Source organism: Haloferax massiliensis, assembly GCF_001368915.1.
GTDB lineage: Archaea > Halobacteriota > Halobacteria > Halobacteriales > Haloferacaceae > Haloferax > Haloferax massiliensis.
In genome coordinates, this window is the sequence record NZ_CSTE01000002.1 from 1,831,251 (window position 1) to 1,857,611 (window position 26,361).

Genomic DNA, 26,361 nt, shown 5'->3' on the forward strand with positions numbered 1-26,361 from the left:
ACTCAGTCCGCGCGCCGCGCGTTCTCGCCGCCGCCGAATCGGAGTTGCAGACGTGGCGCGACGAGGATGAACGCGACCACCGCCGCGGTGGCGAGCACCGTCACCGGGACCGGCGCGGCGGCCGCGTCCACGCCGACCCAGAGGCCGCCCGCGACGAGGAACGCGACGAGCGCCACCGGCGGCGACAGCGTCGGCAGCGACTCGTGGTCGGCGAGTCGCGTCCAGCCGACGAGGCCGCCGAGCGACCCGCCGAGCGCCGCCGCGGCGTTTTCGGTGTGCCCGGAGAGGCCCGTGGCGAACACCACCGCGAGCGCGAGGACGCTGAGACCGGCCGCGATGGCGAACAGGCGCGCCGGGTCGAGGTGGCCGGCCGCGTCGGGGTCGTCCGCGGCGGCGACGAGGAAAATCGCCTTCAGGAAGCCGAGGCCGAGGAGGACGCCGAGCGCGACGTCGACGCCGTAGTGGACGCCGAGGAAGAGACGCGAGAGCGAGACGATGCCGACGACGACCGCCGCGGCGACGAGTCGGCGGCGGCGGTCCCACACGTCGAGAAGCGAGACCGCGGCCCCGTAGACGACAGTCGTCCCGAGGGCGTGGCCGCTCGGGAAGCCGAAGCCGTCGTCTGTCGTGAACGAGACGAACAGGTCCGAAAGCGGCGACGGCCACGCGGGCGCGCCGGCGACGGCCGCGGTCGGCGGTCTCGGTAGTGCGAAGCCGACTTTCAGCGCGGTGACGAGCGCCAGCGACCCGAGCGCGAGGCCGACGAAGGAGGCCGCGGTCCGCCGCGGGCGCGCCGTGATTCTGGGGCGACAGAGCCAGTACAGCGACGTGAACGCGACGAAGTAGAACCACTGGTCGCCGAGTTGGGTGACGAGGCCGAACAGGAAGACGAGCGCGTCCGGTGCCTGCGCAAGGGCGTTTTCGCCGAACCCGCGGGTCTGAAGCGAAAGCGCGAACCGGAACATCTCAGCCGCGGCGTTCGCGGACCGCGTCGATGGCGCGCCCGGGGACGCCGAGGGCGCTCAGGCCGATGCCGAAGATGACGAACAGGACGTAGAGCCCGAGCGTCGACAGGAAGATGATGAGCATGGCGACGACCGCGATGAGGTCCGACTGGAGATAGTAGAACGCGCCGAGCGTGAGGACCACGCCGTAGCCGAGCACGAGATAGGGACCCCAGCCGCGGGCCTTCCCGCGGCGCATCCGGCGGCGGACGTAGCGCTTCAACTCGGCTTCGAGCTTGGGCTTTTCGACCGTCCGGTCGGTCACGTCGTCCTCGAACGCGTCGAGGTCGGCCCGGAGTTCCTCGACCTGCGATTCCAGCTCCTCGATGTCGGGAGCGCCGCGCGGGGAGACGGACGCGCCGGTCTCCGCGTCGCCGGCGTCGTCCGTCCGCGGCCCATCGGTGTCACCTCGGTCGTCGCTCATATCCGTACGAGCGTCATGTCGGCCTCCCGTATGTTGTACCTGCCGGTCCACTCCGGGCGGTCCCCCCGGCGGGTCACGCGGTTCCGCGGGCGGGGCGTCGCCGCCGACCCCCGCGAGGACCGCGTTGACGACCGCGCCCGAAAGCAGGATGAGCCCCGAGAAGTAGAACCACGTCACGAGCAACAGGAGCGTCCCGAGCGCGCCCGCGACCGACGCGCCGGCAACCGACGCGTAGACGCCGAAGCCGACCCCGAGGAGGGTCCAGCCGACGGCCGCGAAGACGGTCCCCGGCGCGACCTGCCGCGGCGAGAGGTCGGCGTCGGGGAAAACGTAGTACAGCGGGAAGAAGGCCGCACAGAGCGTGAGAAGCAGCAGAAGCGGCGAGAGCAGTCGGAGGAACGGAACGTCGAGGAGGCCGAGCAGCGCGGTCAGCACCGCGACGCCGATGGTGCCGACGCCGATGCTGGCGAGGGCGATAGCGCCGTCGCGGAGTTGGTCGACCAATCCCCCCGCCTCGGAGCCGTAGATGCGCGAGAAGGCGATGTCGAGGCCGCGAAAGAGCTTCAGCGCGCCCCAGACCGTCAGCGCGAGACTCACCGCTCCGACGCTTCCCTGTCCGGTGCGGTCCGTGAGGGCCTCCTCGACGAGGTCCTGCCCGGTCGGAACGAGATACCGCTCGACCAGCGTCTGGAGCTGCGCCTGCAGCTCCGCGCCGCCGATGGCGGTGGCGACGACGACGCCGAGGACGAGAAGCGGAATCAGCGAGACGAGCGCGTAGTACGAGATGCTGGCCGCGAGAAACGATATCTCCTTCTCCCGAATCGTGTCGACGACCGCCCGCGCGACGGGGACGACGGTTCGAATCGTGGCGCTCACGTATCCCGGAAACGACACGAGAGACAAAGAAGCTACCCGCCGAGACGGCGGGACGGGTCGGTTACGGCGGGGGTCGGCGGTCGCCGCTCAGATACGGGGGCAGGACTCGAAGTCAGGCTTCGGGGTCGAGCGCGGCGGTCGCCTCGCGTATCTCCGCGACCGTCGCGTCGGTCTTGAACGCGGTGCCGTGGTAGTGGGCGGGCGTGGCGTCGTAGCCGGCGTCGCGGAGCGTTTCGAGGAACGTCTCCATCTTCGAGGCCGAGCGGCCCCAGAGCTTACAGAGGCGGTGCTGGTCGAAGTGAGTCGGCGCGTCGAGTTCGACCGCGAGCGTGTCGAGGAGCTTGCGGGCGCGCTTCGCGGTGCCGAAGTCCTCGGTCACCTCGTCGCGGACGGCCTCGGCGAACGCCGGCTCGGAGACGGGGCCGAGCCAGATGGGACCGGCTTCGAGAATCCGGGTCGAGTCGCAGTTGGCGCACGACTCGGGCGGGTGGGCGATGAGCGAGCGCTCGGCCTCGCGGTGGAGGCAGTCCTCGCAGTGGTAGACGAAGCCGGTCGATTCGAGGAGTTCGTCGGCCTTCGTCGCCCGCTCGTCGAGTTCGAGATACGCCCGCGCGTAGTGGCGCGTCGCGTGCGAGAGAATCGGGACGGCGGCCTTGTCGTAGCGGGCGGCGGTGCGGACCATCGCGCCGAGGAGGGTGCGAAGCCCCATCTCGGGGTGGTAGTCGGTGTTCTGCGGGAGACAGCCGTACTTCCGGATGCCGCTTTTCTGGTGTGCGCCGCACAGCGGGGCGGTGTCGGTGGCGGTGACGCAGACGAGGTCGCGGGTGTTTGCGAACGCGGGGTCGGCGAAGGGCATCGGCGTGCCGAAGGGGTCGAGGTCGACCACGTCGAAGACGGAATCGTACATGAGGGCGTTGGCGTTGCGGTGGACCGCCTCGCCGCCGTTGCCGGCGCGGTCGAGGTTCGACTGGGCGAGTTCGACGGCGTCGGTGTCGAGGTCGGCGCAGGTCACGTCGTAGCCCTCGGCGGCGGCGCGGACGCCCCGGATGCCCGAGGCGGCCATCGCGTCGAGGTAGCTCTCGGCGCGGGGTTCGCGCTCGCGGAAGGCGCGGAGGACGGCCGCGGTGATGTCTCGGTTCAACTCCTGTGTGGGGTTGTAGAAGACATCGTCGCCGGTCCCCGCTGACGCCCCGTCGCGGGCGTCGGGAACCTCGATTTCGACGCCTCCCTCGCTCACGTGCATACCCGCAGTCGCCCGCGCGGGCGGAAACCGGTTGCGATGCGAGTGGGCGACGCGACTGCGGCGGTCGGTCCACCCCGCGGCATCGAATGCGTTTTCACCGCCACCGACGAAGTCGCCGGCGTGGACTCGGCCGACGACTGGCGAGCGGCCCTCGAAGCGGCCGGGCGGCTCTCGCCGAACATCGTGCAGGCCATCGTCGACGCCCACGGCGACCGGGGCGTCACGGCCATCGAGGCCGTCTCCGAGCGGCGGGTGAAGCGCTACCGCGATTTCGACGTGGTCGTCGGCTACGACGACGAGTACGTGGTCGAAGACCGGGGCTGTACCTGCAAGGACTCCCAGTACAACCTCGACCCCGACGAGGGCGAGCGCTGCTGGCACGTCCTCGCGGTCGACGTGGCCGAGGCGCTCGGCGAACTCGACCACCACGACATGTGGTACTCGGACGTGCGGGAGTTCCTGTAGTTTCGCTTCTCGGAACGCGCCCGTTCGGCCCGTCGCCGCGCCGCGGGAACGACCACAATCCTTTCCGAACCGCGCCGCGAACCTCGGCCCAACGGATGGCTGATTTCGACCTCTCTATCGACGAAAAGCGGGTGTACGCGGACAAGTCCGGCAAGCAGACGGCGTACGTCGCCGCGGGCGTCGGGGTCGTGACCGTCGACGTCTCCGACGACCTCGTCGGCGGCTTCCGCATCGACCGCCGGTGTACCGCGCGGGACGCCGCCGGGTCGCCCGGGGAAGTCGCCGTCGCCACCGACGAGGACGTGCTCCTCGTGCAGGGCGACGACTACCACGAACTCGACTTCGGCCCCGCGACGACGGTCGGCTTCCACCGAAATCGCGTCGTCGCCGCCGACGAGGACGGCCGCGTCGCCCGCTTCGACGAGTCAGGGTGGACTGACCTCGGCGCGGTCGAGTCGGTCCGTGCCCTCGACGGGAGCCTCGTCGCGGCCGACGACGGCGTCTACCGCATCGGCGACGACGACGGCCTCTCGCACGTCGGCCTCGGCGGCGTGAACGACGTGTCCGACCCCGCGGGCCGCCTCGGCGGGACCGAGGGAACCCCGCTCGCCGCGACCGACTCGGGGCTGTACGCGCTCGGAAACGGCTGGATGGACGCACTCGACGGGGCGTTTTCGGCGGTCGCGTCGATGCCGGACGGCCGCGCCCACGCGGTCGGCCCGGACGGCGTCGTCGCGCGCGACGAGGAGTCGGGGTCGTGGGACGACGCGCCGATTCCGCTGGACGAGACGGTCGTCGCGCTCGCTCACGACGCCCGCGCCGCCTACGCCGTCACCGACGCGGGGAGCTTCTGCGTCCGACTGACCGGGGGCGACTGGCGGACGCAGGTGCTCGGGTTGGACGCGGTCGGCGTCGCGGTTCGCTGACACGCGACGGGGCTGAACGCAACGAAAAGCGGTTTTACCCCCCACGAGAGACGAACGGGTATGCTCGTACCCGGCGCATCCTCGCAGGCACTCGCGGCCGCGCTCGCCGACGAACTCGGCGAGTCGCTCGCGGCCGTCGAGTACGACCGCTTCCCCGACGGCGAGACGCTGGCCGCGGTCCCCGGTTTCGACGCCGACGCCGCCACCATCGTCGCCAGCACCGCCAGCAACGACGCCTACGTCGAACTGCTCCAACTGCAGGACGCCGTCCGCGAGGCCGGCGCGTCGGCGGTCACGACGGTCATCCCGTACATGGGCTACGCCCGACAGGACAAGGCGTTCGAGGCCGGCCACCCGGTTTCGGCCCGCGCGGTCGCCCGCGCCGTCAGCACGACGACCGACCGCGTCGTGCTCGTCAACCCCCACGAGGACGCCGTCTCGGAGTTCTTCGACGCGCCCGTCGACATCGTCGACGCCGCCGGGCGACTCGCCGAGCCGCTCCCCGAACTCGACGCCCCGCTGTTTCTGTCGCCCGATTCGGGGGCCATCGGCATCGCAGAGACCGTCCGCGACGCCTACGGCGAGGGCCAGACCGACTACTTCGAGAAGGTGCGTCACTCCGGGACCGACGTGGAAATCACGCCGAGCGACGCCGACTTCGCGGGCCGCGACGTGGTCATCACCGACGACATCATCGCCACCGGGTCGACCATGAGCGAGGCCGTCGCCGTGCTCGCCGACGGCGGCGCGAAGCGCGTCTTCTGTGCGACCGTCCACCCGCTTCTGGCTCGCAACGCCCGCACGAAACTCGCCCGCGCCGGCATCGAGCGCGTCGTCGGCACCGACACCATCGAGCGCGACGTGAGCGAGGTGTCCGTCGCGCCCGCTCTCGCCGCCGAACTCGAACGCTAACGAACCACACAGTCTCTCGAAACGGTTTTGCCAGTCCCCGCATCTCGGGATAGTATGGGACGCTACGGAAACATCGACTACCCGCGGATGACCAAGACCGGCCTCGGACTGGGGCTCGCGCTGTTCCTGTTCGGCGCTATCGGCGCGAAAGTCGCCCTCGCCGTGAGCGGCGGTGCCATCCCCGGCTGGGAGCGCACGCTGTTTTTCGACGCCGAGTGGCTCGGCATCGCGATGGTCCTGTTCTCGCCGATTATCTTCGGCATCGTGCTCCCGCTGACGGAGTAGATGGCCGGCACCGACCCGCGGTTCCCCGACGACGACGAGACGCTCGTCCTCGAACCCGACTGCGCGCGCTGTCCGGCGCTCGTCGAGTGCCGAAACCGCATCTCGTGGGGGGTCGGTCCCGACGACGCGACGGTGATGGTCGTCGGTGAAGCGCCCGGCGCGGGCAACCCGGACGCCGACCGCTGGCGGGGCGGCAACTGGACCGGGATGTCCTACACGGCCCGGCACTCGGGCCGCCGCATCCGCGAGACGATGGCCGCCGTCGGCTACGAGTCGGGCGTCTTCTACACGAACGCGGTCAAGTGCTTCCCCTCGGACGGCGAGGGGTCGAACCGCGCGCCCACCGCCGCGGAAAAGGCGAACTGCCGCGACCACCTCGTTTCCGAACTCGAAGCCGTCGACCCCGACGTGGTGGTCCCGACCGGTCGCCACGCGACCGAAAGCGTCCTCGCGCTCGACGACGCCTCGCTGGACGGCTTTCTCGACACCGTCCTCGACCCCGTCGAGAGCGAGCGGTTCGGCTACACCGTGGTCCCGCTTTTGCACCCCTCGTACCGCGACGTGTGGCTGTCGCGTCTCGGCTACGAGTTAGACGAGTATCTGGAGACGCTGGCGGCGTTGCTGCCCGAGCGGTAACCCACCGATTATTGCGCAATTCAATAGACGTATTGCGCAATCTGAGATGGATTGCGCGCAATATCAACTAGTTCGCCGAGGGAACTGCGGGAGGTCGCGCAATCGAGGGTCGATTGCAGGTTCGATTGCGTGCAATTGCGTCTCGCACAGAAGCGTTACCCTCCCAATCGACGGGGAGACGGTCGGCGATTTCTCTCTACCGGCGCCGACGGCGAGACAGACGAACCGAGCAGCAGACGAGACGGCACGCACGAACCGGTCCGAACTTTCTTTTTCCCGCCAATCGACGTGCCACGTATGTCCGACTGCATCTTCTGCGCCATCGTCGACGGCGACATCCCCGGTCGAATCGTCCACGAGACCGAGCACACGCTTGCGTTCCTCGACGCCAACCCGCTCGCGCCCGGCCACACGCTCGTCGTGCCGAAGGAGCACCACGCCCGCCTCGACGAGGTGCCGGCCGACGCGGCGGCCGACCTCTTCGCCGCCGTGAACGACCTCGTCCCGCGCGTCGAGTCGGCGGTCGACGCCGACGCGACGAACGTCGGCATCAACGACGGCCCCGCCGCCGGGCAGGAGGTCGACCACGTCCACGTCCACATCGTCCCGCGGTTCGAGGGCGACGGCGGCAGTCCCATCCACGCCGTCGCGGGCGAGCGCCCCGACCTCTCCGACGAGGAACTGGACGACATCGAGGCGTCCATCTCGGGCTGAAGCGACCGTTCTCGTTCCCGTCAACCCCGCCTTTCCCCGTAAGTATCGATACGAACGCATATATGGCCGCCACAAGTACCGCCAGTCGTGACAGTCCTCCAATCGTTTCGAACGACCCTCCAAGTCGTCACCGAGACGCCCGTGCTCGTCGCGTTCGCCCTCGCGTTCGGGGCCATGAACGCGTTGAACAACGCCTCCGGCCTCGTCAGTGTGGTCGGGACGCTTCTGCTCCTGTTCGGCTCACCGGCGCTCATCGGTGCGTTCTACACCGTCATCGATGACGCGCGACCCGGTTCCGACACCGACCTGCGCGCGTCCACCGCGGCACAGCGCTACTACGTCAGCCTGCTCGGCGCGAGCGTCCTTTCCGGCCTCGTCATCGTGATCATCGCGATGGTCGTCGGCGGCGGCGTCGTCGGCTACATCGGCTTCGACCGGCTCAACGCGGTCCTGAACGGCTCCGCGACCCTCACGCTCGCCGAACTCGCCGCCGCCGGGGCGGCCTTCGTGGTCCTCGCGACGGTCATCTACGTCTTCACGTTCTTCGACACCGCCGTCGTCTTCGACGGGAAGACCGCGGGCGGGTCGCTCAGTCGAAGCGTGAACTTCGTCTTCGGAAACTTCCGGCGGGTCGTCGGCTACGCGGTCGTCGCGACCGTCGCCACCTCGGTCGTCGACCTGCCGGTGCTCTGGTTCGTCACCCTCGACGGGGCGACCACCGTCGCCGGCGCGGTGACGGCGTTCCAAGCGCCGATGTCCGGGGTCGATATCGCCGTCGTGGCCGTCGCCTCGACGGTCACCACGCTCGTCGGGCGGACCTACAAGGTCTGTTTCTACCGGGCCTGCGCGGATGACGCATGGGGTTCGGGGCCGGCGTCGGCCGACGGCGAGTGGTCGGCGTAGTCGCTCGCCCGTTCGTCCCAATCACCTCCACGAGCTGAATAGTATCTTCCAGCGACACCAACACCGGGCGACCGAAGCTATTAATCTGAGCACCCGACCAATCGCGGTATGTCGATTCCCACCACTATCGCGCTCGTCGGAGCCACCGGCGGCGCGGGGACGACCCGACTGACGCTCGAACTCGCCGCGGCGCTCGCGGACGACGGTCGCGACGTGGCCGTCCTCGACGCGGCGTTCGCCACGCAGGGACTCTCGGACTACGTCTCGGGGACGCTCGACCCCGACGCGACGGCGCTCGTCACCGACGACGCGGACGTGCCGCTCGAATCGGGACTGGTCGCGTTCGCCCCCGACGCCGAGGGGCGCGTGGCCGTCTGCCCGGCCGCGGCCCCGTTCGAGCGACTCGCGCGGGCGATGACGCCCGACGCCGCGCGGGCGTTCGAGGGGCGCATCGCCGAGGCCGCAGACGGCTTCGACCACGTCCTCGTCGACGCGCCGCTCCTCGCGTCGAACCAGACGGTCGCCGCCGCCGCGGCCTGCGACCGAGTCGCGCTCGTCGCGCCCGCCACGGACCGCGGTGCCGACGCCGTCGGTCGACTCAGCGCGCGGGCCGCCGACATCGGCACCGACGTCGACGCCGTCGTCTCCACGTTCGGGGAACTCCGCGACGCGGACGTCGTCGTCCCCGAAACCGAGGCGGACGGCATCGCCGACGCGCCGGCGTGCCGTGACGACGCCGAGTTCGCGGCGGGCGTCGGCGCGGTCGCGGAGGTCGTCCTCGACGTCGAACTCGAATCCGCGGCCGCCACCGGCGGAGTCCTCGGCTCGGTCGGCGAGTACGTCCGTCGCTGAGCGCGCGGGGCGTCGAGTACTTCGGGAGAACAGTCGTGCGTCTCGGCCGCTGGCGGTTGTTGGATTTCAATCCAGAGTTCAACCGCATCACAACGAGAATTCGGTAGAAAGACCCAGCGAGTACATATTTTCTAGATATACCGTCTCGATATCCTCATAGTATGTATGGATATAGCTGTCAATCGTCTCTCGATTCGGGTCAGCACTCTCAATTCGATCTCCACGCATATACTGAACCAACTCACGTGGGATCTCACACTCGACTTGCCAGTATGTGCTAAACCGATGCCGCCCGTAATGACTCGTCACCGCTCGATGAACATCGGTCTCGTCATACTCTGGCCTGAACACGCTCGTCCACACGCGGTTGATCGCTTCAGGGGTGATTTGCGAAGCCGTCGTGTGACTCTGGAACACCCACTGACTCCCCGTATCTGGTCGTACCAATAAGTGCTGCACGAGTGATTGGTACACCTCGTCATCTAGTGGGAGGAGTCGCGCTCGGTGTGACTTATTCCCCGGTTCCTCGTATCTCGACGGGATGTAAACCCCCTGGGAGAGGTCCTCGACGATGGGGGTTGTTCCAAGTCCAGGGTATGCTGTGTTCAGTTCCTCGTGGTCAACTGCGAGGTTCGCCAGTCGGAGGTTACTCACCTCACCCGCCCGCAGACCCAGTTTGAGTTGTAAGACGACAATTAGACGGTCGCGGACGTCGGTGATCGTGCGGACGATTTCACCGAGGCGCGTTGGCGAAATTCTCGGCGGGTCTTTCGAGGGGGGTTGTGACAAATCCGTTGTCGCGAACACGTACTCGAACGGATTGTAGCCAGGATCATGCGGGAACACTGAATCGGCCTGCCAGTAGCGATACACTCGATTGAGTCGGTGAAGCCGTGTCCGAATTGTCACGGGCTTCAGCTCTCGCGTTGAGAGACAGTTCTCCACGTACCGGAGGATATGGTCCTCGCTCGGACACGCCGGGTGCCGTCCTACACTGGACATATGGCGAGTCCACTCGTCGATGAGTTGCTGGTATGCTTGTGTGGTTCTAGGGGCAGGGTCGTCTGGCTCGAGGCCACATTTCAGGAAGACTTCAAATGGATCCACCGCCAGCGCTTCGAAGGTCGACTCGTACACCGACAGGGGATCACGTTCTCGTCCGAACGCGGCGCCAATTTCATCGCGAAGTGCATTGCCCGTCGAGTCATAGTCGTCGGTCATTGCGGTGCACCTCCCAACATCATTGTTCTCCTGTCTTCTTCGCCCACAGCGCTTGTGCCGTGGGATAGCTCGCCGCCGCCATCCACACGGGATGATACACGTGTGGGTATCCTGGATGCCGCTGAAGCCATGTGAAGAACTCTTCAACACGAATCCAGTATTCAGAGTAGACTGTGTTGAGCGTCCGCGTCTCCGTTAACTCTGCAAGCCACGCCTCCACGTCGACCGGTCTTGCACACGCGTGATGCCGACCCCGCGACTCTATGTACGACGTGAATGCGGAGCCTGCTTTCCGCAATGTTGCACGGTACGCGTTCGAATCGAAATTGGGGTTCCGTGAGTTGACGAATTCATCCCACACATCTCGTGTCTCAAACGTCGATGAAAACCGCTCTAGTCGTGATCGAGAGGGGACGTCATTCAGTTGTTTGTAGATGCCCATCCGCCGGTGTACGTTGTTTGATTTTTGTCGATTCATACGAATTCGACCGCTTCAGGCAGCCGACACCCCTGTCGGCTGCCAATAAAATCTCATGTTCGACTTGAAGGCTGAGAGTGTACGATATCACCAGTACAGGGCACGGGTGTATCCGCAACAAGACGTTCACAAGGCGTCTTCGACATCTGTTCCGAGTGAGTTCGTATATAGTCTACATGGCCATGAATATCCGCGATAGGCCCTGAGGCTCGAATTAGTGAATTTTGGATTCCTACTCAACTCGTGTTCTGCACTGTACCGAAATTCCGTATTGCCGGTACACCTCGACGTAGGTGGGGTGTATCGGGGATATAGAAATATGCTGTCCACTCGAATAACCACCTGAGACTGACAGTGAGTCAGAGCGAATCACCAGTGGTTGAAATCGTCGTAGAGAGAGTATACAGCCCTGTTCGAGCTAGTATTCGAATTCATGTCGACGTCTCGAAATAGGTATCTGACGGCCGTTTCACGACAGCACCACGGGCGATAGCTGGCTACACCCCTGTTCGAGCCTTATGTTGCGGATACACCCAATCGGTGTACTCGAAGCGGGGAGAGTGAATCCGTCTCGATATGAAGTGGGGGCTGTGATGCAAAGGGAGATTTCTCTGACTGCTCTTCCGGAAGCTTCTCAAAGGATTCGGCGGCGATAGCTTGCCGGGAGGTGACTTCATAAACTTTACAGTTTTGACTATCTCGGTGCTTGTGAGAGGAAGAATTGAGACCGTCCACAGGCGCTCCCAAACCAGCTGACATCGACGCAGTCGGCCAAGACTCGGGCGATGAATGTCTACGTCGCGCGGTACACGTCGCCGCGGGGCTCGTAGATGTCGCCTTTCATCTTGAGCTTGTCCAGCTGGTCGTTGACCGTCTTCTCGTCCATGTTCAGCTCGCTGTTGGCGCGTTCGAGGACCTCCTCGTGGGGCGCGCCCTCATCGTACTCCTCCTGCATGGTGCGGATGAGTTCGAGCAGGTTCTTGATGCGGTCGCGCTGGGTCTTCGAGCGACCCGTCTCGACGATGTCGGCGTCGAACTCGCCGGTCTCGGGGTCCATGCCGATGTCGCGCAGGCAGGACTCGACGATGCCCGTGACGCGCTCTGCGTCCTCGCGGGTCACCTTGTCCGAGAGGCGGACGCGGGCCGAGGCCTCGCCGAGCCGGACGAGCGCTTCGAGCTTCCGGGCGGTCACGGGGACGGGGGCGTCCTCGTCGGCGCCGCGAGCGCGGAAGTCGACGTAGAAGTCGCGGATGACCTGTTTCGCCTCGTCGGTCATCGTCGGGTAGCAGGTGCGCTTCGCGTAGGCGATGTACTTGCGAAGCAGTTCCGCGTCGATGGTGGGCGCGACCTCGTCGGTGACGGCGTCGACCTGCTGTTCGGTGAACTCGGAGTTGGCGACGTTCGTCCGCTGGGTGTTCAGCTCGCCCGCGTAGTTCGTCTTGAGGATGTGGTCCGCGAGCTTCGAGTCCTCGTCGGGGTCGGGGTCGTCCGTGACCGTGAAGATGAGGTCGAACCGGGAGATGAGCGCGGGTTCGAGGTCGATCTGCTCGCCGATTGGCTCGTACTGGTCGAAGCGGCCGTACTTCGGGTTCGCCGCGCCGAGGAGCGAACACCGCGACTTGAGCGTCGCGTTGATGCCGGCCTTCGAGACCGAAATCTGCTGTTGTTCGAGCCCCTCGTGCATCGCGGAACGGTCCTCGGGTCGCATCTTGTCCAGTTCGTCGACCGCCGCGATACCCTTGTCCGCGAGGACGAGCGCGCCGGCTTCGAGCGTCCACTGCTGGCCGTCGCCGAAGTCGTCGCGGACGGCGGCGGCGGTGAGACCCGCCGAAGACGAACCCTTTCCGGAGGTGTAGACCGAGCGAGGAGCGATGTGGCGGATGTACGATAACATCTGGGAGTTGTGCGAGACGAGCCCGTTAGAAACGTAGCTGTGGGTGCCTTCGACTTCGAGGTCGTACACCCACTCTTCGGCGGGTTCGACGCGCTCTATCGACTCGATGCGCTCCCAAGCGACGTTGCCGTCTACGAGCGACCGGAGCCCAGAGACGCGGTCCACGAGCGAGCGGCCCCCGTCAGCGACCGCTCGTGCTTCTTCGTCGTCTCGATTCTGTAGTGCGCCTTCGAACGCCGAGACGACGCGAGCGAGACTGCCACGACTCGGGTTACGGTCGCCTCGTTCGTAGTGCTGGTACGTCGAGCGCGGAAGGCCACACTCGGCCTGCGTGAGTCCGAGTGCCTCGCGGAGTTCACGAAGCTCTCCGCCGGCGGGAATCAAATCGGTGTTCGTGTTCCCGTTCGTTCCTCCGAACTCGGCGGTCGCGAGCGATTTCCGCTCGGTCACGAATCCGATTTCGTCGACGTACGTCTCGAAGTCGTCGCCGCTGATTCGGAGCCGGTAGCTCCCGTTGTGTCGCGGACGCAGTTGCGACCGGATACCAGCGGTGAGCAGGAGCGTCCGAACGTCTTCGAGGAGTTCGCGACTCATCGAGGCAACCGTTATCTCTCGTTGACTCGCCGAGACGTGACCTTCGCCTTCGATGAGCGCGCGGAGGAACGCCCGGCCGGTGTCCGCGCTCGCCGACATGAGCTGTTCCGGGATTCGCTGCTCGGCCGAGCCCGCTAGGAGCGTCGGGGAGAGATTTTCGAGGAAGCTAACGAGCTCCCCGGACCCACAGATGACCTCACGCGCGCTCTTTCCTTCGTGTGGGGTCCGCTCGAAGTAGTTGACGCCGAGACGGTCGAACGCGTCCGCCACGTCGTCGAGCACTTCGCGGTCGTTGTTCGTGACGGAGACGAACCCGGTCGCATCGTCACGCTGTTCGACGTACCCCTCAGCGACGATGTAGCCGACGAGCCGAGCGAGCCAAGGTTGCCACTCGTCCGGGAGGTCGAGTCGAATCGCGTTGTGCGATTTCGACCGCCGGAAGTCGACGTCGAGTTCGTCCCGACCCGTCGCCGGAAGCGAGCGCGGTGCCGCGAGGAATGCGCCTTCGGTTAGCTCGTCCGCCCTCACCGCGGTCGTCATCCCGTCGGTACGGGTGAACAACGGGTGGGACGGGGTGACCTCGATTTCGCGGCCGGTGTTCGTCTGGATACGGAGCATTCGGTCCGGGGCCTCTCGCTTCCAGACTTTCGTCGCCTGTCGCGGCGTGAGCGTTCCGTCGGGACCGAGCGATGGGACGGTGAAGTCCGCAGTGTCCCAAACCCCATCATCGATGGGTTTCGGGTCATCGAGGTTCGATTCGACCAACGCTCGAATCGGCACGTCTCTCCCGTCAGCGAGCGTCACACGAGTGTCGCCGTCGACACACTTCCCGGTACCGGGGTCCCCTATCAGCAGCATGTGCAGGTCGCCGCGAATCCGCGAGCCGTCGGGGAGGTGTTTCGTCACGCCCGAAAACAGCTGGAGAATCATGGCCATCTTCTCCTGTTCGTAGCCGTAGATGGCGGGCGCGACGGACTCGACCATCTTCTCGTAGATGGCCGGGTCGTTCGAGAGTTCGACGATTTCGGCCACGTCCTCGTCGGAGATCTCCATGTCCTCGAACTCCTCGTCCTCGATGGTGAGCGAGATGCCCTCCATGTAGTAGTCGAAGACGGGAGTCTTCTCGTTGCCCGAGGTCTGCTGTTCGATGTGGAGGACGCCGACGACGGTGACGTGGTCGCCGGCGGTGACCTTGCCGGTCACGTCGTCCGAGAGGTTGATGTCGATGTTCTGCGGCGTCTCGCCCCCGCGCAGGCCCTCGGGGGACTCCTGGACGCGCAGTTTCTGTGAGTCGACGAAGTTCGACTGGTCGAAGTCGATGCGGAACGGCCCCTGACGCTCGCATCCCTGGCACTCGTGGGGTTCCTGAAAGCCGCCGTCTCCCTGCGGGATGTAGCTCATCGTCCCGCAGCGCTGGCACTCGAAGGCGGCCTCCGTGATTTTCGGGCGCACGTCGGTCGCCTTCCGGACGATTCCCTGCACCGAGATGAGCGTCCCGATGTGGTCGTCGTTGACCCGGATGTTCCGGATGTCGACCGTCTCGGGGAGGTTGCGCATCCGGACGTGGGCCTGCCCGAGTTTCACGTCCGCGGGGAGGTCGAACAGGCGCAGAGCCTCTTCCGCGTACTCCTGGAACTGCCCGGGCTTCGTGATGTAGTCGTCTGCGAGCTCCGCGTCGAACCGATAGAGGTCGTCGTAATCGATGTACAGCGACCGCTTTTCCTTCGGGTACTGCTGTGCGAGCGTCCCGATCTCCTCTCGGTAGTAGTTTCGGTAGAACTCGATGAACCGCTCCGTCAGGTCTCGGTTCTGGGGGGCCTGCGCCATCGCACAGGGGTATGTCCCCAAGTGGTTAAGAACCTTCGTCGTCTGACCGACCGCTACAGTGACACGTCGGTCTCGATGTCTTCGGTCGCCTCGCGGAGGCCGTCGCGGCGGGCGTCCTCGGCCAGCCGATTCGAGAGGTCGTCGTCGGTCAACAGCTCCGCGAAGTCGTCGCGGAAGCGGTAGTTGGCCCGGCTCGAACGGATGTCAGCCTCGGCGACGGGGCGGCACTCGGAAACGACCTCGACGGGCACTTCAAGCGTCTCGGCGATGGTCTCGTCGTCCGCGCCGTCGACGAGCAGGCTGTCGAAGCGGTCGGCGTCGAACGGGAACTCGCGGTCGGCGTCGCGGACGAGGTGGAGGTCGAACCGGGCGGTGCGAACCGCCTCGGGCGACGCGTCGAGTTCGACCGCGAGGTCGGCGTCGGAGTCGCCGTCGAAGAAGCCGACGACGAGCGCGACGAGCGCGTCGTCGCCGAGGTCGGTGTCGAACGCGTAGCGCTCGCGCATCGTCGCCACGATGCCGCGGACGCGCTCGCGGACCGCTTCGGGGTCGTCCACGTCGGCGAGCGACCCGCGCGACTCGGACTGCTGTTCGGTCACGGTGTCCGACCCGGTCGCCTCGATGAAGATGTCGCGGAGCTCGGCGGTCTTTTCGTCCATACCCTGAGAATGGCACGTCCAGCGTCTTTAATGATGCTGACCCGAGCGCCGCCGAGCGCCGGAGAGACGACTCGAATCGCCCGACAAGCCGCGAACCGGCTCCCCGCCCGCGAACTCCGTAAACCGATAGGTTAAACTAGGTTTACGAGACAGCGACTGGCATGGCAACCGAACGCGAGTCTGTCGAACTCGTCGGCGACGAACTCGTCGGCAACATCGCCCGCGCCGCCCTGTTCGCGGCGCTCATGGGCGCGGGCAGTTACGTCTCGTTCCCGAACCCCGTCTCGCCGATTCCGGTGACGATGCAGGTGCTCGTCGTCTTCCTCGCGGGCATCTTCCTCGGTCCCGTCTGGGGCGGCGGCTCCATGGCGCTCTACCTCGTCGCGGGCGGCCTCGGCGCGCCGGTGTTCGCCGGCGGCTCCGCCGGATTCGCGCCGCTCGTCGGGCCGACCGCGGGCTACCTCTGGTCGTACCCGGTCGCCGCGGTCATCGTCGGCCTCGTCGTCCACGGCGGCGTCAGCGTCGGCGACTACCGCGTGAGCACCGCCCGGCTCGTCGGCGCGATGGTCGCCGGTACCGTCGTCGTCTACGCCTTCGGGACGCTCGGGTTCGCGTACGTCCAGCGCGTCGGCCTCGAATCCGCCTTCTGGACGGCCTCCGCCGCGTTCATCCCCGCCGAGGCGTTCAAAATCGCCGCCGCGGTCGGCATCGTCCGGTCCGACGCCATCGCCGCCCAGTAGATGATTCGCGTCGAGGGACTCGTCCACCGGTACGGCGACACGGTCGCGGTCGATGGCGTGGACCTCGCCATCGACGACGGCGAGTGCGTCGTCCTCGCGGGCGCGAACGGCTCCGGCAAGACCACGCTCGTCCGCCACTTCAACGGCCTGCTCGACCCCGACGAGGGGTCTGTGTCGGTCAACGGCCGGAACGTCTCGGACCACCTCGTCGCCGCCCGGACCGCCGTGGCGATGGTGTTCCAGCACCCCGAAGACCAACTGGTCGCGGCCACCGTCGGCGCTGACGTGGCGTTCGGCCCGGAGAACCTCGGCCTCGACCGCGACGAAATCGACCGCCGCGTCAGCGAGTCGCTGGCCGCGGTCAACCTCGACGGCCGGGGGGACGAGCGCGTCGACGCCCTCTCCGGCGGCGAGGTCGAACGCCTCGCCATCGCCGGCGCGCTGGCGATGCGCCCCGACCACCTCGTCTTGGACGAACCGTTCACCGGCCTCGACGAACCCGCCCGGCGCTCGGTGCTCGCCCGCCTCCGCGACCTCCGCGCCGAGGGTACGAGCCTCGTCGTCGTCACCCACGACCTGCGCGACGTGGCCGAGTTGGCCGACCGCGTGGTCGCCCTCGCCGACGGCGGGGTCGCCCTCGACGCCGCGCCCGACGAGGCCGCAGACCGCCTCCCCGACCTCGACGTTCGCCCGCCGTGTTGACCTACGAGCCGGGCGACAGCCTCGCCCACCGACTCGACCCGCGGACCAAGCTCGCGGTGCAGGTCGCCTTCGCGGCGGCCGGCTTCGCGCACACGACGCCCGCCGGACTCGTCGTTCTCGGCGTCGTCGCCGCGGGCTGTCTCCGCGCCGCCGACGCGTCCCCCGTCTCGGCCCTCCGCGACCTCCGCTATGCGATTCCGTTCCTCGCGCTCGGCCCGGTCGTCGAGGCCGCCCGCCTCGGCGCGCCGTGGTTCGACCCCGAGGCGGCCGTCGACCCCGCGCTCGCCAGCGTCCGCGTGTTGCTCGTCTTCTTCGTCGCGGCGGCGTACGTCAGGACGACGCCCGTCCGCGAGTCCCGCGCGGCGATTCAGCGGCTCGTGCCGGGTCGGTTCGGCGTTGCCCTCGGCGTCGGCGTCGCACTCGTCTTCCGGTTTCTCCCGCTGGTCCGCCGCGACCTGCGTCGCGTCCGCGAGGCGCAGGCGGCCCGCCTCGGGAGCGAACGACGGCTGGACGAACGGCTCTCGCTCGTCGCCGCCGGCGGCCTCCGGCGGTCGTTCGCGCGGGCCGACGCGCTCGCGCTCGCCCTCCGCACGCGGTGTTTCGCGTGGAACCCGACGCTCCCCGAGATTCGGTTCGGCCGGCGCGACGCGCCCGGGCTCGTCCTCGCCGCCGCGCTCCTCGCGAGCGCCGCGCTCTGAACCGAGGACCCGCACAATCCGCCGACCGGCGTGCAGTGGGTGGCAAGATTTAACCCTCCGTTCTCCGGTGATTGATTATGGACTTTGCGGCACAGGCGGACGTTACGCGGGAGACGTTCTGGACGATTAGTCCGGTCGGCGAGGCGCTCTTCTACGGTCTCGCCGCCATCGCGTCGCTCGTGTTCCTCTACGGGGTGTACGAGCGGTTCGCCCGGTACGCGCGCGGCGGCGAGGACCCGTTCGACCGGCTGTCCGACCTCCCGGGGCGGACGGTTCGGGCGGCGAAGGTGGTGTTCTCCAACGAAAAGCAGTTCGAGCGCGACCGGTTCGCCGGCGTGATGCACGCGTTCATCATGTGGGGCTTTCTGACGCTCCTCATCGGGACGACCATCCTCGCCATCGACATCGACGTGTGGCGGCGGGTGACTGGCAGTTCCTTCTTCGTCGGCGACTTCTACCGCTCGTACTCGTTCGTCATGGACCTCATGGGTCTCGCGTTCGTCGTCGGCGTCGGGATGGCGCTGTGGCGGCGCTACGGGGTCCGACACCCCCGACTGTGGGGCAAACACACCGGCTTCGAGGACGCCGCGTTCGTCTGGACGCTGTTTCTCCTCGGCGTCGGCGGCTACGTCCTCGAAGGCGTCCGCATCGTCGGCACCGACTTCCCCGACTTCGAGACGGTGAGCTTCGTCGGCTACTTCGTCGCCGTCGTGTTCGAGGCCGCGGGCATGGGGCAGGGCCTCGCGCAGACGCTCTACTGGTTCGGCTGGTGGTCCCACGCGCTCCTCGCCTTGGCGTTCGTCGCCGCCGTCCCCTACGCCAAGCCCCTGCACATGCTCACCTCCTTCGCCAACGTCGTCACCGCAGACGAGAAGGCCGGCAAGCGCCTGCCGGCGGTGCCCGCGGACACGCCGCCGGACGAAATCGGCTACGTCTCCGAGGACGACTTCTCGTGGAAGGCGATGCTCGACATGGACGCCTGCACGAAGTGCGGCCGCTGTACCGACGCCTGCCCGGCGAAGGCCTCCGGCCGCAACCTCGACCCGCGGGACGTGATTCTCGACCTGAAGACCTACCGCGAGTCGGTCGACGCCGGCGGCGACTCAATCGACATCGTCGCGGACGGCAGCACCTCCGTCGTCGACGCCGAGTCGATGGAGTCCTGTATGGCCTGCATGGCCTGCATGGACGCCTGCCCGGTCGATATCGAGCACCTGACGCACTTCACCGAGATGAACCGCCGGCTCACCGAGACGGGCCAACAGCAGGAGCCGGTCCAGGAGGCGATGATGAACATCTTCCAGAACGGCAACGCCTTCGGCGACCCCCAGCGCAAGCGGCCCGACTGGACCGACGACCTCGACTTCGAGGTGCCCGACGCCCGCGACGAATCGGTCGAGTTCCTCTGGTACGTCGGCGACTACCCCTCCTACGACGAGCGCAACCGCGCCGTCGCCCGCTCTTTGGCCCGCATCTTCGAGGAAGCCGGCGTCTCCTACGGCATCCTCTACGAGGACGAACAGCACGACGGCAACGACGTGCGCCGCGTCGGCGAGGAGGGCCTCTACGAGATGCTCGTCGAGGACAACGTCGCCGCGATGGCCGACTGCGAGTTCGACAAAATCGTCTGTACCGACCCCCACTCGTACAACACGTTCAAAAACGAGTACCCGGAGATGGACGACTCGTTCGACTACCCGGTGTACCACTACACTCAACTGGTCGAGCGCCTCGTCGGCGACGACCGCCTCGGCCTCGCGGGCGACGAACTCGCCGCCCAGACGGTGACGTACCACGACCCGTGTCACCTCGGCCGGTACAACGGCGAGTACGAAGCGCCCCGCGAAGTCATCCGCGCGACCGGCGTCGAACTCGCCGAGATGCCGCGCAACCGCGACCAGTCGTTCTGCTGCGGCGGCGGCGGCGGCGGCCTCTGGATGGACCACGACGAGGAGTCGAAGCCGTCCGAAGAGCGCCTGCGCGAGGCGCTCGACGACACGACCGGCGGCGTCGAGCGGTTCGTCGTCGCCTGCCCGATGTGCGCGACGATGTACGAAGACGGCCGCAAGACCGGCGACTACGAGGACGACATCGACGTCGTGGACATCTCCGAACTCGTCGTGGAGGCGCTCGACGCGAAGGCCGCCGCGACGACGGAAGCAGGCGCAGATACGACGCCCGCGTCGGCCGACTGAGTCGGTGACGCGGCCGGTTTCTTCGATTCTATTCTACGTCCAAGCGGTCGAGGGACTCGCGGATGACGCCCGCCGACTCCCGGAGCGCGGTCGTCTCGTCCGCCGAGAGGTCGAACTCGTGGACGTCGCGGACGCCGCCTTGGTTGACGGTACACGGGAGGCTCATGTAGACGTCGTCGATGCCGTGTTCGCCCGAGACGAGCGTCGAGACGGTGAGGATGGAGTTGTCGTCGCCGAGGATGCGTTCCGTGGTCGCGGCCACCGAGCGGGCGACGCCGTAGTTCGTCCGCTCCTTGCGCTCGATGATCTCGTAGGCGGCCTCGCGCACCTCCGCTTCGACGCGGGCTTTGAGCGCGTCGACGTCGTCGACGCCGTGGCTGGTGGCGTACGACCCGAACGGGATGCCGCCGAGGTTCGCCGAACTCCAGACGAGCACCTCGCTGTCGCCGTGCTCGCCGACGACGTAGGCGTGGACGTTCGCCGGGTCGAGGTCGAACTCGCGGCTGAGCGAGTGACGGAACCGCGACGTGTCGAGGACGGTCCCCGACCCGATGACGCGCTCGGCCGGCAGGTCCGACACCTTCCACGTGACGTACGACAGCACGTCGACGGGGTTGGTGACGATGAGCATGACGGCGTCGTCGTTCAGTCCCTCCGTAATCTGCGGAATCATGTCGGCGAAGATATCGGCGTTCCGCTCCATCAGGTCGAGGCGGGTCTCGTCCGGCTTCTGACTGGCCCCGGCGGTGACGATGACCACGTCGGCGTCCCAGCAGTCCTCGTAGTCGCCCGTCCGCACCCGGACCGGCGACGTGAAGTACGACCCGTGGTTGAGGTCCATCGCCTCGCCCGCGACGCGCTCCTCGTCAATATCGACGAGGATGATTTCGCCCACGAGACTGCTCTCCATCAGCGCGAACGCCGTGCTCGACCCGACTGCGCCCGCACCGCCGACGACCGCGACCGTACCTTTGCCGCGTTCAGTGCTCATACCGGCCGTTCGGGCGACGCCTTGATAAAAACAGAGCTCCGTTTCGAAGAACTGGGAGTACAACTCCCGTAACGGATGATAATTTGTGAGATACCGGTCGGTGGCGGGTCATTTTTTGAAATGAAGAATAATCGGAGTCGCCGAACCGTCGCACCGGTACCACGCCGACCGTCGCGGGTGCGGTCGCCCGCCGCCCGCGACGCTATTCGCGGTCGTACTCCTTCTTGAAGCCGCGGAACTCGGTCCGGTGGGCCTCCTCGTCGGCGAGGATGGTCACGGCGAGGTCCTCGGTGACTGGGTCGTTGGCCTCCTCCGCGGCGTCGATGAGCGCCCGGTAGGTCTCGATGGCGTCCTCCTCGGCCGTGAGGACGCCGTTGATGACGGCGAGCACGTCCGTGCTGTCCTCCGGGGGCTGGAGGTCGTGCTGGCGCGCCTCGAAGGACGCCGAACCCGGCGGCTTTTCGTCGAGCTGCTTCAGCCGGTTACCCAGCTGTTCGGCGTGGGTGAGTTCCTCCTGAATGTCGGTCTGGAGGGACTCCTTTATCTCCTCCGCCCGGACGCCGTCGAGGACGATGGAGTTCGTCATGTAGTTCATCACCGTCTCGATCTCGTCCTGATAGGCGCGCTTCAACAGCGCGGTCACGTCCTCAGACATAGCGACTTCGTATTGACGCTCTGGCAACAAATAGCTGTTCGCCGCGGCGGGCCAAGCGGGTGGCCAACGCGTCGGCGTCGGGGAAAATCGGCGTGCGAGACGGGTCGGCGGCGCGGGGGAGTCAGTCTTCGAGCGCGACGAGTTCGACGACGTAACCGTCGGGGTCCTTCACGAACGCCGCGCGGGCGTTCGCCGGGTCGATGTCCACCGGCGGCTTGACGACCTCGGGCGACTGCGCTTCGACGATGTCCTCGAACGCGCGGTCGGCGTCGGCGACTTCGACCGCGACGTGGTCGATGCCGGCGGGTTCGACGCGGGCCGCCGAGGTCGGGTCGTACTTGAACTGCAGTTCCATGTCGGTGTCGTCGCTACCGACGTAGACGTTCCGGACGCCGTCGAGTTCGAACTCGTTCGTCTGTTCGAGGCCGAGGTCGGCGTAGAAGTCGAGCGTGGCGTCGATATCCGAGACGACGAGGGCGGTGTGGATGAGACCCATGGCCGACGCGACGCGGCCCGGAGAGATAACGTCTGGTCTTCGCGTCAGGCCTGCCGCGAGGCGTCCACGTCGATGGCGTCGACGGGACAGATGTCGACACAGAGCATGCAGTCGATACACTGGTCTTCGTTGGTCGGTTCGACCTTCCGCTCGCTCACCGGGTGGTCGGGCGTGTCGACCCACGTGAACACGTCGACGGGGCAGTTTTCGAGGCACGCGCCGTCCGCGAGACAGATGTCGTAGTCGACGGCGACGTGGGTGCCGTGGATGCCGAGTTTCGCCGGCGGGTCGACGGGTCCCCAGACGGCGACGCCGTTTTCCTCGCCCGCACGTTCCCGGTTCTGGTCGAAGTTCGAGTCGATAGCCATCGCCGGGCGTTGGCCGCACCGCGTACTAAAACGCCCGCATCGGCGACGCGAGAAATCGGGGACCGCGTCGGGGACGGCGAAAGGAAAGCAGCGAACTGGGCGTCGGGCGGGCGACTATACCCGCGCGGCCTCGATGTGTTCGAGGACGCGCGAGATGTGGTGGTCGTCCCGGGCGGGTGCCCGCTTCCGATAGGTGCGGAGGGCGTCTACGAGATAGTCGAGTTCGGCGCTGTCGAAATCTTCGTCGCCGGCCTCGACCCGCGCGAGCAGGCCGGGGGCCGGCGTCGGCTCTTCGTCTGCATCGACCGCCCGCTCGATGGCGTCGAGCAACGCGGCGTGGACGACCCACGTCTCTTCGCGAGACAGGTCGAGCGCCGTCGGACGGTCCTGGGCCGATGTGGTCATTGTGGGGCCTCTATCGTATCCTATGGGCGGGGAGATATAAATGTATGTGTACTGTTGTCATGCGTCACGCACGACCGCGAAAGCCACGGGGGCGTCCGCTCCCGAGTTCTAGTGGAATGCTTCGATTCCCGTCAGGTCCGCGCCGAGAACGAGCGTGTGGATGTCGTCGGTCCCCTCGTAGGTGTAGACGGTCTCGATGTTCTCCATGTGGCGCATCGGCGAGTAGTCGGTCGTGATGCCGTTGCCGCCGAGCATCTCGCGGGCCGTTCGGGTCACCTCGCGGGCGACGCGGACGTTGTGGCGTTTCGCCATCGACACCTGCTGGTGCCGCAGGTCGCCGCGCTCTTTGAGGTCGGCGAGGCGGTGGGCCATCAACTGCGCGTTCGTGATTTGGGTCGCCATCTCGGCGAGTTTGCCCTGCTGGAGCTGGAACCGCGCGATTGGGCCGCCGAACTGGTCGCGGTCCTTCGCGTACTGACGGGCGTCTTCGAAGGCGTCGCGTGCCGCGCCGACGACGCCCCACGCGATGCCGAACCGCGCCTGCGTGAGACACGAAAGCGGCCCCTTCATCCCCTCGACGCCCGGGAGGACGTCTTCCTCGGGGACCCGCACGTCGTCGAGGCCGATTTCGCCCGTGACCGACGCGCGCATCGAGAGCTTGTCCTCGATTTTGTTCGTCGTCACGCCGTCGCGGTCGGTCTCGACGAGGAACCCGCGGACCGGCGACCCCTCCGCCGACACGTCGCGCGCCCAGACGACCGCCACGTCGGCGATGGGCGAGTTCGTAATCCACGTCTTCGAGCCGTTGAGGACGTAGCCGTCGGCGTCGCGCTCGGCGCGGGTCTCCATCCCCGACGGGTCGGAGCCGTGTTGCGGTTCGGTCAGACCGAAACAGCCGACCGCTTCGCCCGACCCGAGTTTCGGGAGCCAGCGCTGTTTCTGCTCGTCGGAGCCGTAGGCGTGGATGGGGTAGATGACGAGCGACCCCTGGACGCTCGCCATCGACCGGAGGCCGGAGTCGCCGGCTTCGAGTTCCTGCATCAGGAGGCCGTAGGCGAGCTCCCCGAGACCGGGGAGGCCGTAGCCGTCGAGGTTGGGCGCGTAGAAGCCGAGTTCGCCCATCTTCGGAATGAGGTCGGTCGGGAACGTCCCGGCCTCGTAGTGCTCGCCGATGTCGGGTTTGACCTGCTCGTCGACGAAGCGCCGGGCCTCGTCGCGGACGAGTTTCTCTCCGCCGGTCAGGTCGCCCTCCAATTCCAGATAATCGAGCATGATGGTTTCTGCGCTCGGCGCGGTGAAAAGCGATTCGCTCGGTCGAGGTTCGCGGAGACGGACGGTCGAAAAGCCGGGCGGTCGTGATTCAGAGACGGCTCCGAAACCGCGAGACGGCAGTCGAGCCGTCAGGCCGCCGATTCGACCGAGCCCGCGTTCGCCCGGTTCACGTAGCCGACGAAGTTGTCGAACAGGCGCTTGGCCTCGCAGGCCGCGGCGTAGTTCTCCGGCGTGATGCCGTCGACGACCGACTGAATCCGCTCGTCGGGGAGGAACTCCTTCTGCCGGGCGATGGTCTCGGCGGTGTCGGTGTCGTACTCGGGGTGGAACTGGACGCCGAAGGCGTGGTTCCGGCGGAACGCGTGGACGCCGAACTCGTTTTCGGCGAGGAGGTCCGCGCCCGACGGGAGTTCGGCCACTCGGTCGCCGTGGGAGGTGAAGACGGTGAATCGCTCGCCGATGCCGGCGAGGATGTCGTCCTCGTCGTCGGCGCGGGTGCGTTCGATTTCGTTGTAGCCGAGTTCGAACTCGCCCATGTCCTCGACGGTGCCGCCGAGGGCCGCCGCGACGACCTGATGGCCGAAACAGACGCCCAAGAGAGGAACGCCGCGCTCGTCCGCGTCGGCGACCCACGACACGAGGCTTCGAATCCACGGCTCGTCCCAGTAGACCGACGACGACGAGCCGCTGATAACGACGCCGTCGTAGTCGAAGTGGTCTGGGAGACGGCCGTCGGTAACGTCGAACTCGACGAGGTCGGCGTCGAGTTCGCGCCTGAAGTTTCGTGACGTGCTCGAATCGCCGTGGGAGGCGTCCAAGAACGCGAGTCGCGGGCGAGTCATCGTGGAGAGACAATCGGCGGGGCTCTAAAGAAGTTGCGCCCGGACCGCTCACTGCCGGCATCTGCGAGGCGCGACGGCGGCCGCGACAGCGGGGCGAACGCGCCGGAACGACGCTCAGTCGTCGCCGACCGATTCGAGAAAGGAGACGAGCGCGTCGTTGACGAGCCGCGACCGCTCGACGGTGACGAGGTGCCGCGCGCCCGCGAACGACTCGAACTCGCCGCGCGGGAGTCCCTCGGCCAGCGCGCGGCCCCCCTCGACCGGCCAGACCGGGTCGTCGTCGCCGTGGAGGACGAGCGTCGGGACCGTCACCTCGTACAGCGGGCCGGCGTCGTAGTCGGCGACGGCGGCGGCCTGCGCGGCCCACGCCTCCGGGTCGGCGTCTTCGCGTCCGCGCCACGAGACGAGTTGGTCGACCACCTCGGGCTGTTCCGCGCGGAACGCCTCGGAGAGCGCCGGCGCGAGCGACTCGCGGAGCGCGGCCGGGTCGTCGGGCGCGGCAGAGAGCGGTTCGGGGTCGACTCCCTCCCCGGAGGCGGCGGTGCCGACGAGCGTGAGGCTCCGGGCGCGGTTCGTCGTCCGCGCGGCCTCCAGCGCGACCAGCCCGCCGAGGCCGAACCCGACGAGGTGGGCCTTCCGGACGTTCGCGTCCGCGAGGACGGCCACGAGGTCGGAGACGAGCGTCTCGACCGAGTACGGTCCCGCGGGGGCGTCGGAGCGTCCGGCCCCGCGGAGGTCGGTCACGAGGCTCTCGTAGGGGCCGGCGACGGCGGCGTGTTGCCAGCCCCACTGCCACGCGCCGTAGCCCGCGTCGCCGACGAAGGCGACCGTCTCGCCGTCGCCCTCGCTGTCGTAGTACAGTTCGACCCCGTCCGCGACTGCCGTGGGCATACCGGTGGCTCGGCGGGCGAGCGACTTAGGGCGTCCGTCTCGGGCGCGAAAAAGCGAAAACGAAGCGAACTCGCGGGAGCCGCGGGACCGACTCAGGCGTTCAGGACCGTCCGGAGCACGTCGGGGGCCTCGTCGAGCGCGTCGTCGAGCGCGTCCACGTCGGGGCCGCCGCCCTGCGCGAAGTCCGCGGGGC

At 67.3% G+C, this 26,361-nt stretch carries 26 protein-coding genes; 12 read left to right on the forward strand and 14 right to left on the reverse strand.

Annotated elements, in window-relative coordinates; genetic code table 11:
- Positions 1–2 precede the first annotated feature (2 nt).
- The 3 genes from BN996_RS13500 to BN996_RS13510 form a co-directional block, all read right to left on the reverse strand.
- Positions 3–965 carry a phosphatase PAP2 family protein gene (locus tag BN996_RS13500; protein ID WP_089779767.1) on the reverse strand — a complete coding sequence of 321 codons (963 nt, stop codon included), beginning with the start codon at positions 963–965 and terminating at the stop codon, positions 3–5.
- Between the two features lies 1 nt (position 966).
- On the reverse strand, positions 967–2,304 hold the full coding sequence (locus BN996_RS13505) for a YihY/virulence factor BrkB family protein (protein ID WP_089779769.1): 1,338 nt from the start codon (positions 2,302–2,304) through the stop codon (positions 967–969).
- A gap of 112 nt (positions 2,305–2,416) precedes the next feature.
- On the reverse strand, positions 2,417–3,547 hold the full coding sequence (locus BN996_RS13510) for a tRNA (guanine(26)-N(2))-dimethyltransferase (protein ID WP_089779771.1): 1,131 nt from the start codon (positions 3,545–3,547) through the stop codon (positions 2,417–2,419).
- Positions 3,548–3,667: 120 nt separating this feature from the next.
- On the opposite strand from BN996_RS13510, the gene BN996_RS13515 reads away from it, so the two are divergent.
- From BN996_RS13515 to BN996_RS13550, 8 genes are all read left to right on the forward strand, one after another.
- On the forward strand, positions 3,668–4,012 hold the full coding sequence (locus tag BN996_RS13515) for an SWIM zinc finger family protein (RefSeq protein ID WP_089779959.1): 345 nt from the start codon (positions 3,668–3,670) through the stop codon (positions 4,010–4,012).
- A 95-nt stretch (positions 4,013–4,107) separates the two neighbouring features.
- Positions 4,108–4,938, forward strand: coding sequence for an HVO_0234 family beta-propeller protein (locus tag BN996_RS13520; RefSeq protein ID WP_089779774.1), 831 nt, complete (start codon positions 4,108–4,110; stop codon positions 4,936–4,938).
- 60 nt (positions 4,939–4,998) lie between these two features.
- Positions 4,999–5,850 carry a ribose-phosphate diphosphokinase gene (prs, locus tag BN996_RS13525; RefSeq protein WP_089779776.1) on the forward strand — a complete coding sequence of 284 codons (852 nt, stop codon included), beginning with the start codon at positions 4,999–5,001 and terminating at the stop codon, positions 5,848–5,850.
- 54 nt (positions 5,851–5,904) lie between these two features.
- The gene (locus BN996_RS13530) at positions 5,905–6,135 is read left to right on the forward strand and encodes a DUF7860 family protein (protein WP_089779778.1); all 231 of its coding nucleotides are present in this window, start codon (positions 5,905–5,907) and stop codon (positions 6,133–6,135) included.
- Positions 6,136–6,771: a uracil-DNA glycosylase gene (locus BN996_RS13535; RefSeq protein WP_089779780.1), complete on the forward strand. Its 636-nt coding sequence runs from the start codon at positions 6,136–6,138 to the stop codon at positions 6,769–6,771.
- Positions 6,772–7,068: 297 nt separating this feature from the next.
- Positions 7,069–7,485 carry an HIT family protein gene (locus BN996_RS13540; protein ID WP_089779782.1) on the forward strand — a complete coding sequence of 139 codons (417 nt, stop codon included), beginning with the start codon at positions 7,069–7,071 and terminating at the stop codon, positions 7,483–7,485.
- 87 nt (positions 7,486–7,572) lie between these two features.
- The gene (locus tag BN996_RS13545) at positions 7,573–8,388 is read left to right on the forward strand and encodes a DUF7847 domain-containing protein (RefSeq protein WP_089779784.1); all 816 of its coding nucleotides are present in this window, start codon (positions 7,573–7,575) and stop codon (positions 8,386–8,388) included.
- A 108-nt stretch (positions 8,389–8,496) separates the two neighbouring features.
- A complete protein-coding gene (locus BN996_RS13550; RefSeq protein WP_089779787.1) occupies positions 8,497–9,240 on the forward strand; it encodes a P-loop NTPase family protein in 744 nt (247 codons plus the stop codon).
- A gap of 87 nt (positions 9,241–9,327) precedes the next feature.
- On the opposite strand, the gene BN996_RS13555 is transcribed toward BN996_RS13550, so the two are convergent.
- The 3 genes from BN996_RS13555 to BN996_RS13565 all read right to left on the reverse strand — a co-directional run bounded on the left by BN996_RS13555 (position 9,328) and on the right by BN996_RS13565 (position 15,913).
- Positions 9,328–10,461, reverse strand: coding sequence for a tyrosine-type recombinase/integrase (locus BN996_RS13555; protein ID WP_089779789.1), 1,134 nt, complete (start codon positions 10,459–10,461; stop codon positions 9,328–9,330).
- Positions 10,462–11,732: 1,271 nt separating this feature from the next.
- Positions 11,733–15,254 (reverse strand): LAGLIDADG family homing endonuclease, encoded by a 3,522-nt coding sequence (locus tag BN996_RS13560; RefSeq protein ID WP_089779791.1) that lies wholly within the window; start codon positions 15,252–15,254, stop codon positions 11,733–11,735.
- Positions 15,255–15,307: 53 nt separating this feature from the next.
- Positions 15,308–15,913, reverse strand: coding sequence for a conditioned medium-induced protein 4 (locus BN996_RS13565; protein ID WP_089779793.1), 606 nt, complete (start codon positions 15,911–15,913; stop codon positions 15,308–15,310).
- Positions 15,914–16,074: 161 nt separating this feature from the next.
- Between BN996_RS13565 and BN996_RS13570 the strand changes: the two genes are divergently transcribed.
- The 4 genes from BN996_RS13570 (at position 16,075) to BN996_RS13585 (ending at position 20,248) form a co-directional block, all read left to right on the forward strand.
- Positions 16,075–16,653 (forward strand): biotin transporter BioY, encoded by a 579-nt coding sequence (locus BN996_RS13570; protein ID WP_089779795.1) that lies wholly within the window; start codon positions 16,075–16,077, stop codon positions 16,651–16,653.
- Positions 16,654–17,355: an energy-coupling factor ABC transporter ATP-binding protein gene (locus BN996_RS13575; protein WP_089779797.1), complete on the forward strand. Its 702-nt coding sequence runs from the start codon at positions 16,654–16,656 to the stop codon at positions 17,353–17,355.
- The gene (locus BN996_RS13580; protein ID WP_089779799.1) at positions 17,349–18,053 is read left to right on the forward strand and encodes an energy-coupling factor transporter transmembrane component T family protein; all 705 of its coding nucleotides are present in this window, start codon (positions 17,349–17,351) and stop codon (positions 18,051–18,053) included. Before BN996_RS13575 ends, BN996_RS13580 begins: the two co-directional genes overlap by 7 nt.
- A gap of 77 nt (positions 18,054–18,130) precedes the next feature.
- Positions 18,131–20,248 (forward strand): (Fe-S)-binding protein, encoded by a 2,118-nt coding sequence (locus BN996_RS13585; protein ID WP_089779801.1) that lies wholly within the window; start codon positions 18,131–18,133, stop codon positions 20,246–20,248.
- 28 nt (positions 20,249–20,276) lie between these two features.
- Here the strand turns inward: BN996_RS13585 and BN996_RS13590 are convergent, their stop codons facing one another.
- The 8 genes from BN996_RS13590 to BN996_RS13625 all read right to left on the reverse strand — a co-directional run bounded on the left by BN996_RS13590 (position 20,277) and on the right by BN996_RS13625 (position 26,168).
- Positions 20,277–21,239: an L-lactate dehydrogenase gene (locus BN996_RS13590; RefSeq protein WP_089779803.1), complete on the reverse strand. Its 963-nt coding sequence runs from the start codon at positions 21,237–21,239 to the stop codon at positions 20,277–20,279.
- Positions 21,240–21,441: 202 nt separating this feature from the next.
- Entirely contained in the window at positions 21,442–21,894 is a 453-nt protein-coding gene (locus tag BN996_RS13595) for a ferritin-like domain-containing protein (RefSeq protein WP_008576810.1), read from the reverse strand.
- A gap of 121 nt (positions 21,895–22,015) precedes the next feature.
- A complete protein-coding gene (locus BN996_RS13600; RefSeq protein ID WP_089779804.1) occupies positions 22,016–22,390 on the reverse strand; it encodes a VOC family protein in 375 nt (124 codons plus the stop codon).
- A gap of 44 nt (positions 22,391–22,434) precedes the next feature.
- Positions 22,435–22,758 carry a 4Fe-4S dicluster domain-containing protein gene (locus BN996_RS13605; protein ID WP_089779806.1) on the reverse strand — a complete coding sequence of 108 codons (324 nt, stop codon included), beginning with the start codon at positions 22,756–22,758 and terminating at the stop codon, positions 22,435–22,437.
- A gap of 114 nt (positions 22,759–22,872) precedes the next feature.
- Positions 22,873–23,163 (reverse strand): DUF7853 family protein, encoded by a 291-nt coding sequence (locus tag BN996_RS13610; protein ID WP_089779808.1) that lies wholly within the window; start codon positions 23,161–23,163, stop codon positions 22,873–22,875.
- Between the two features lie 108 nt (positions 23,164–23,271).
- Positions 23,272–24,435 carry an acyl-CoA dehydrogenase family protein gene (locus BN996_RS13615; RefSeq protein WP_089779810.1) on the reverse strand — a complete coding sequence of 388 codons (1,164 nt, stop codon included), beginning with the start codon at positions 24,433–24,435 and terminating at the stop codon, positions 23,272–23,274.
- Positions 24,436–24,563: 128 nt separating this feature from the next.
- Entirely contained in the window at positions 24,564–25,277 is a 714-nt protein-coding gene (locus BN996_RS13620; protein WP_089779812.1) for a type 1 glutamine amidotransferase, read from the reverse strand.
- A 114-nt stretch (positions 25,278–25,391) separates the two neighbouring features.
- A complete protein-coding gene (locus BN996_RS13625) occupies positions 25,392–26,168 on the reverse strand; it encodes an alpha/beta fold hydrolase (protein ID WP_089779814.1) in 777 nt (258 codons plus the stop codon).
- Between the last annotated feature and the right edge of the window lie 193 nt (positions 26,169–26,361).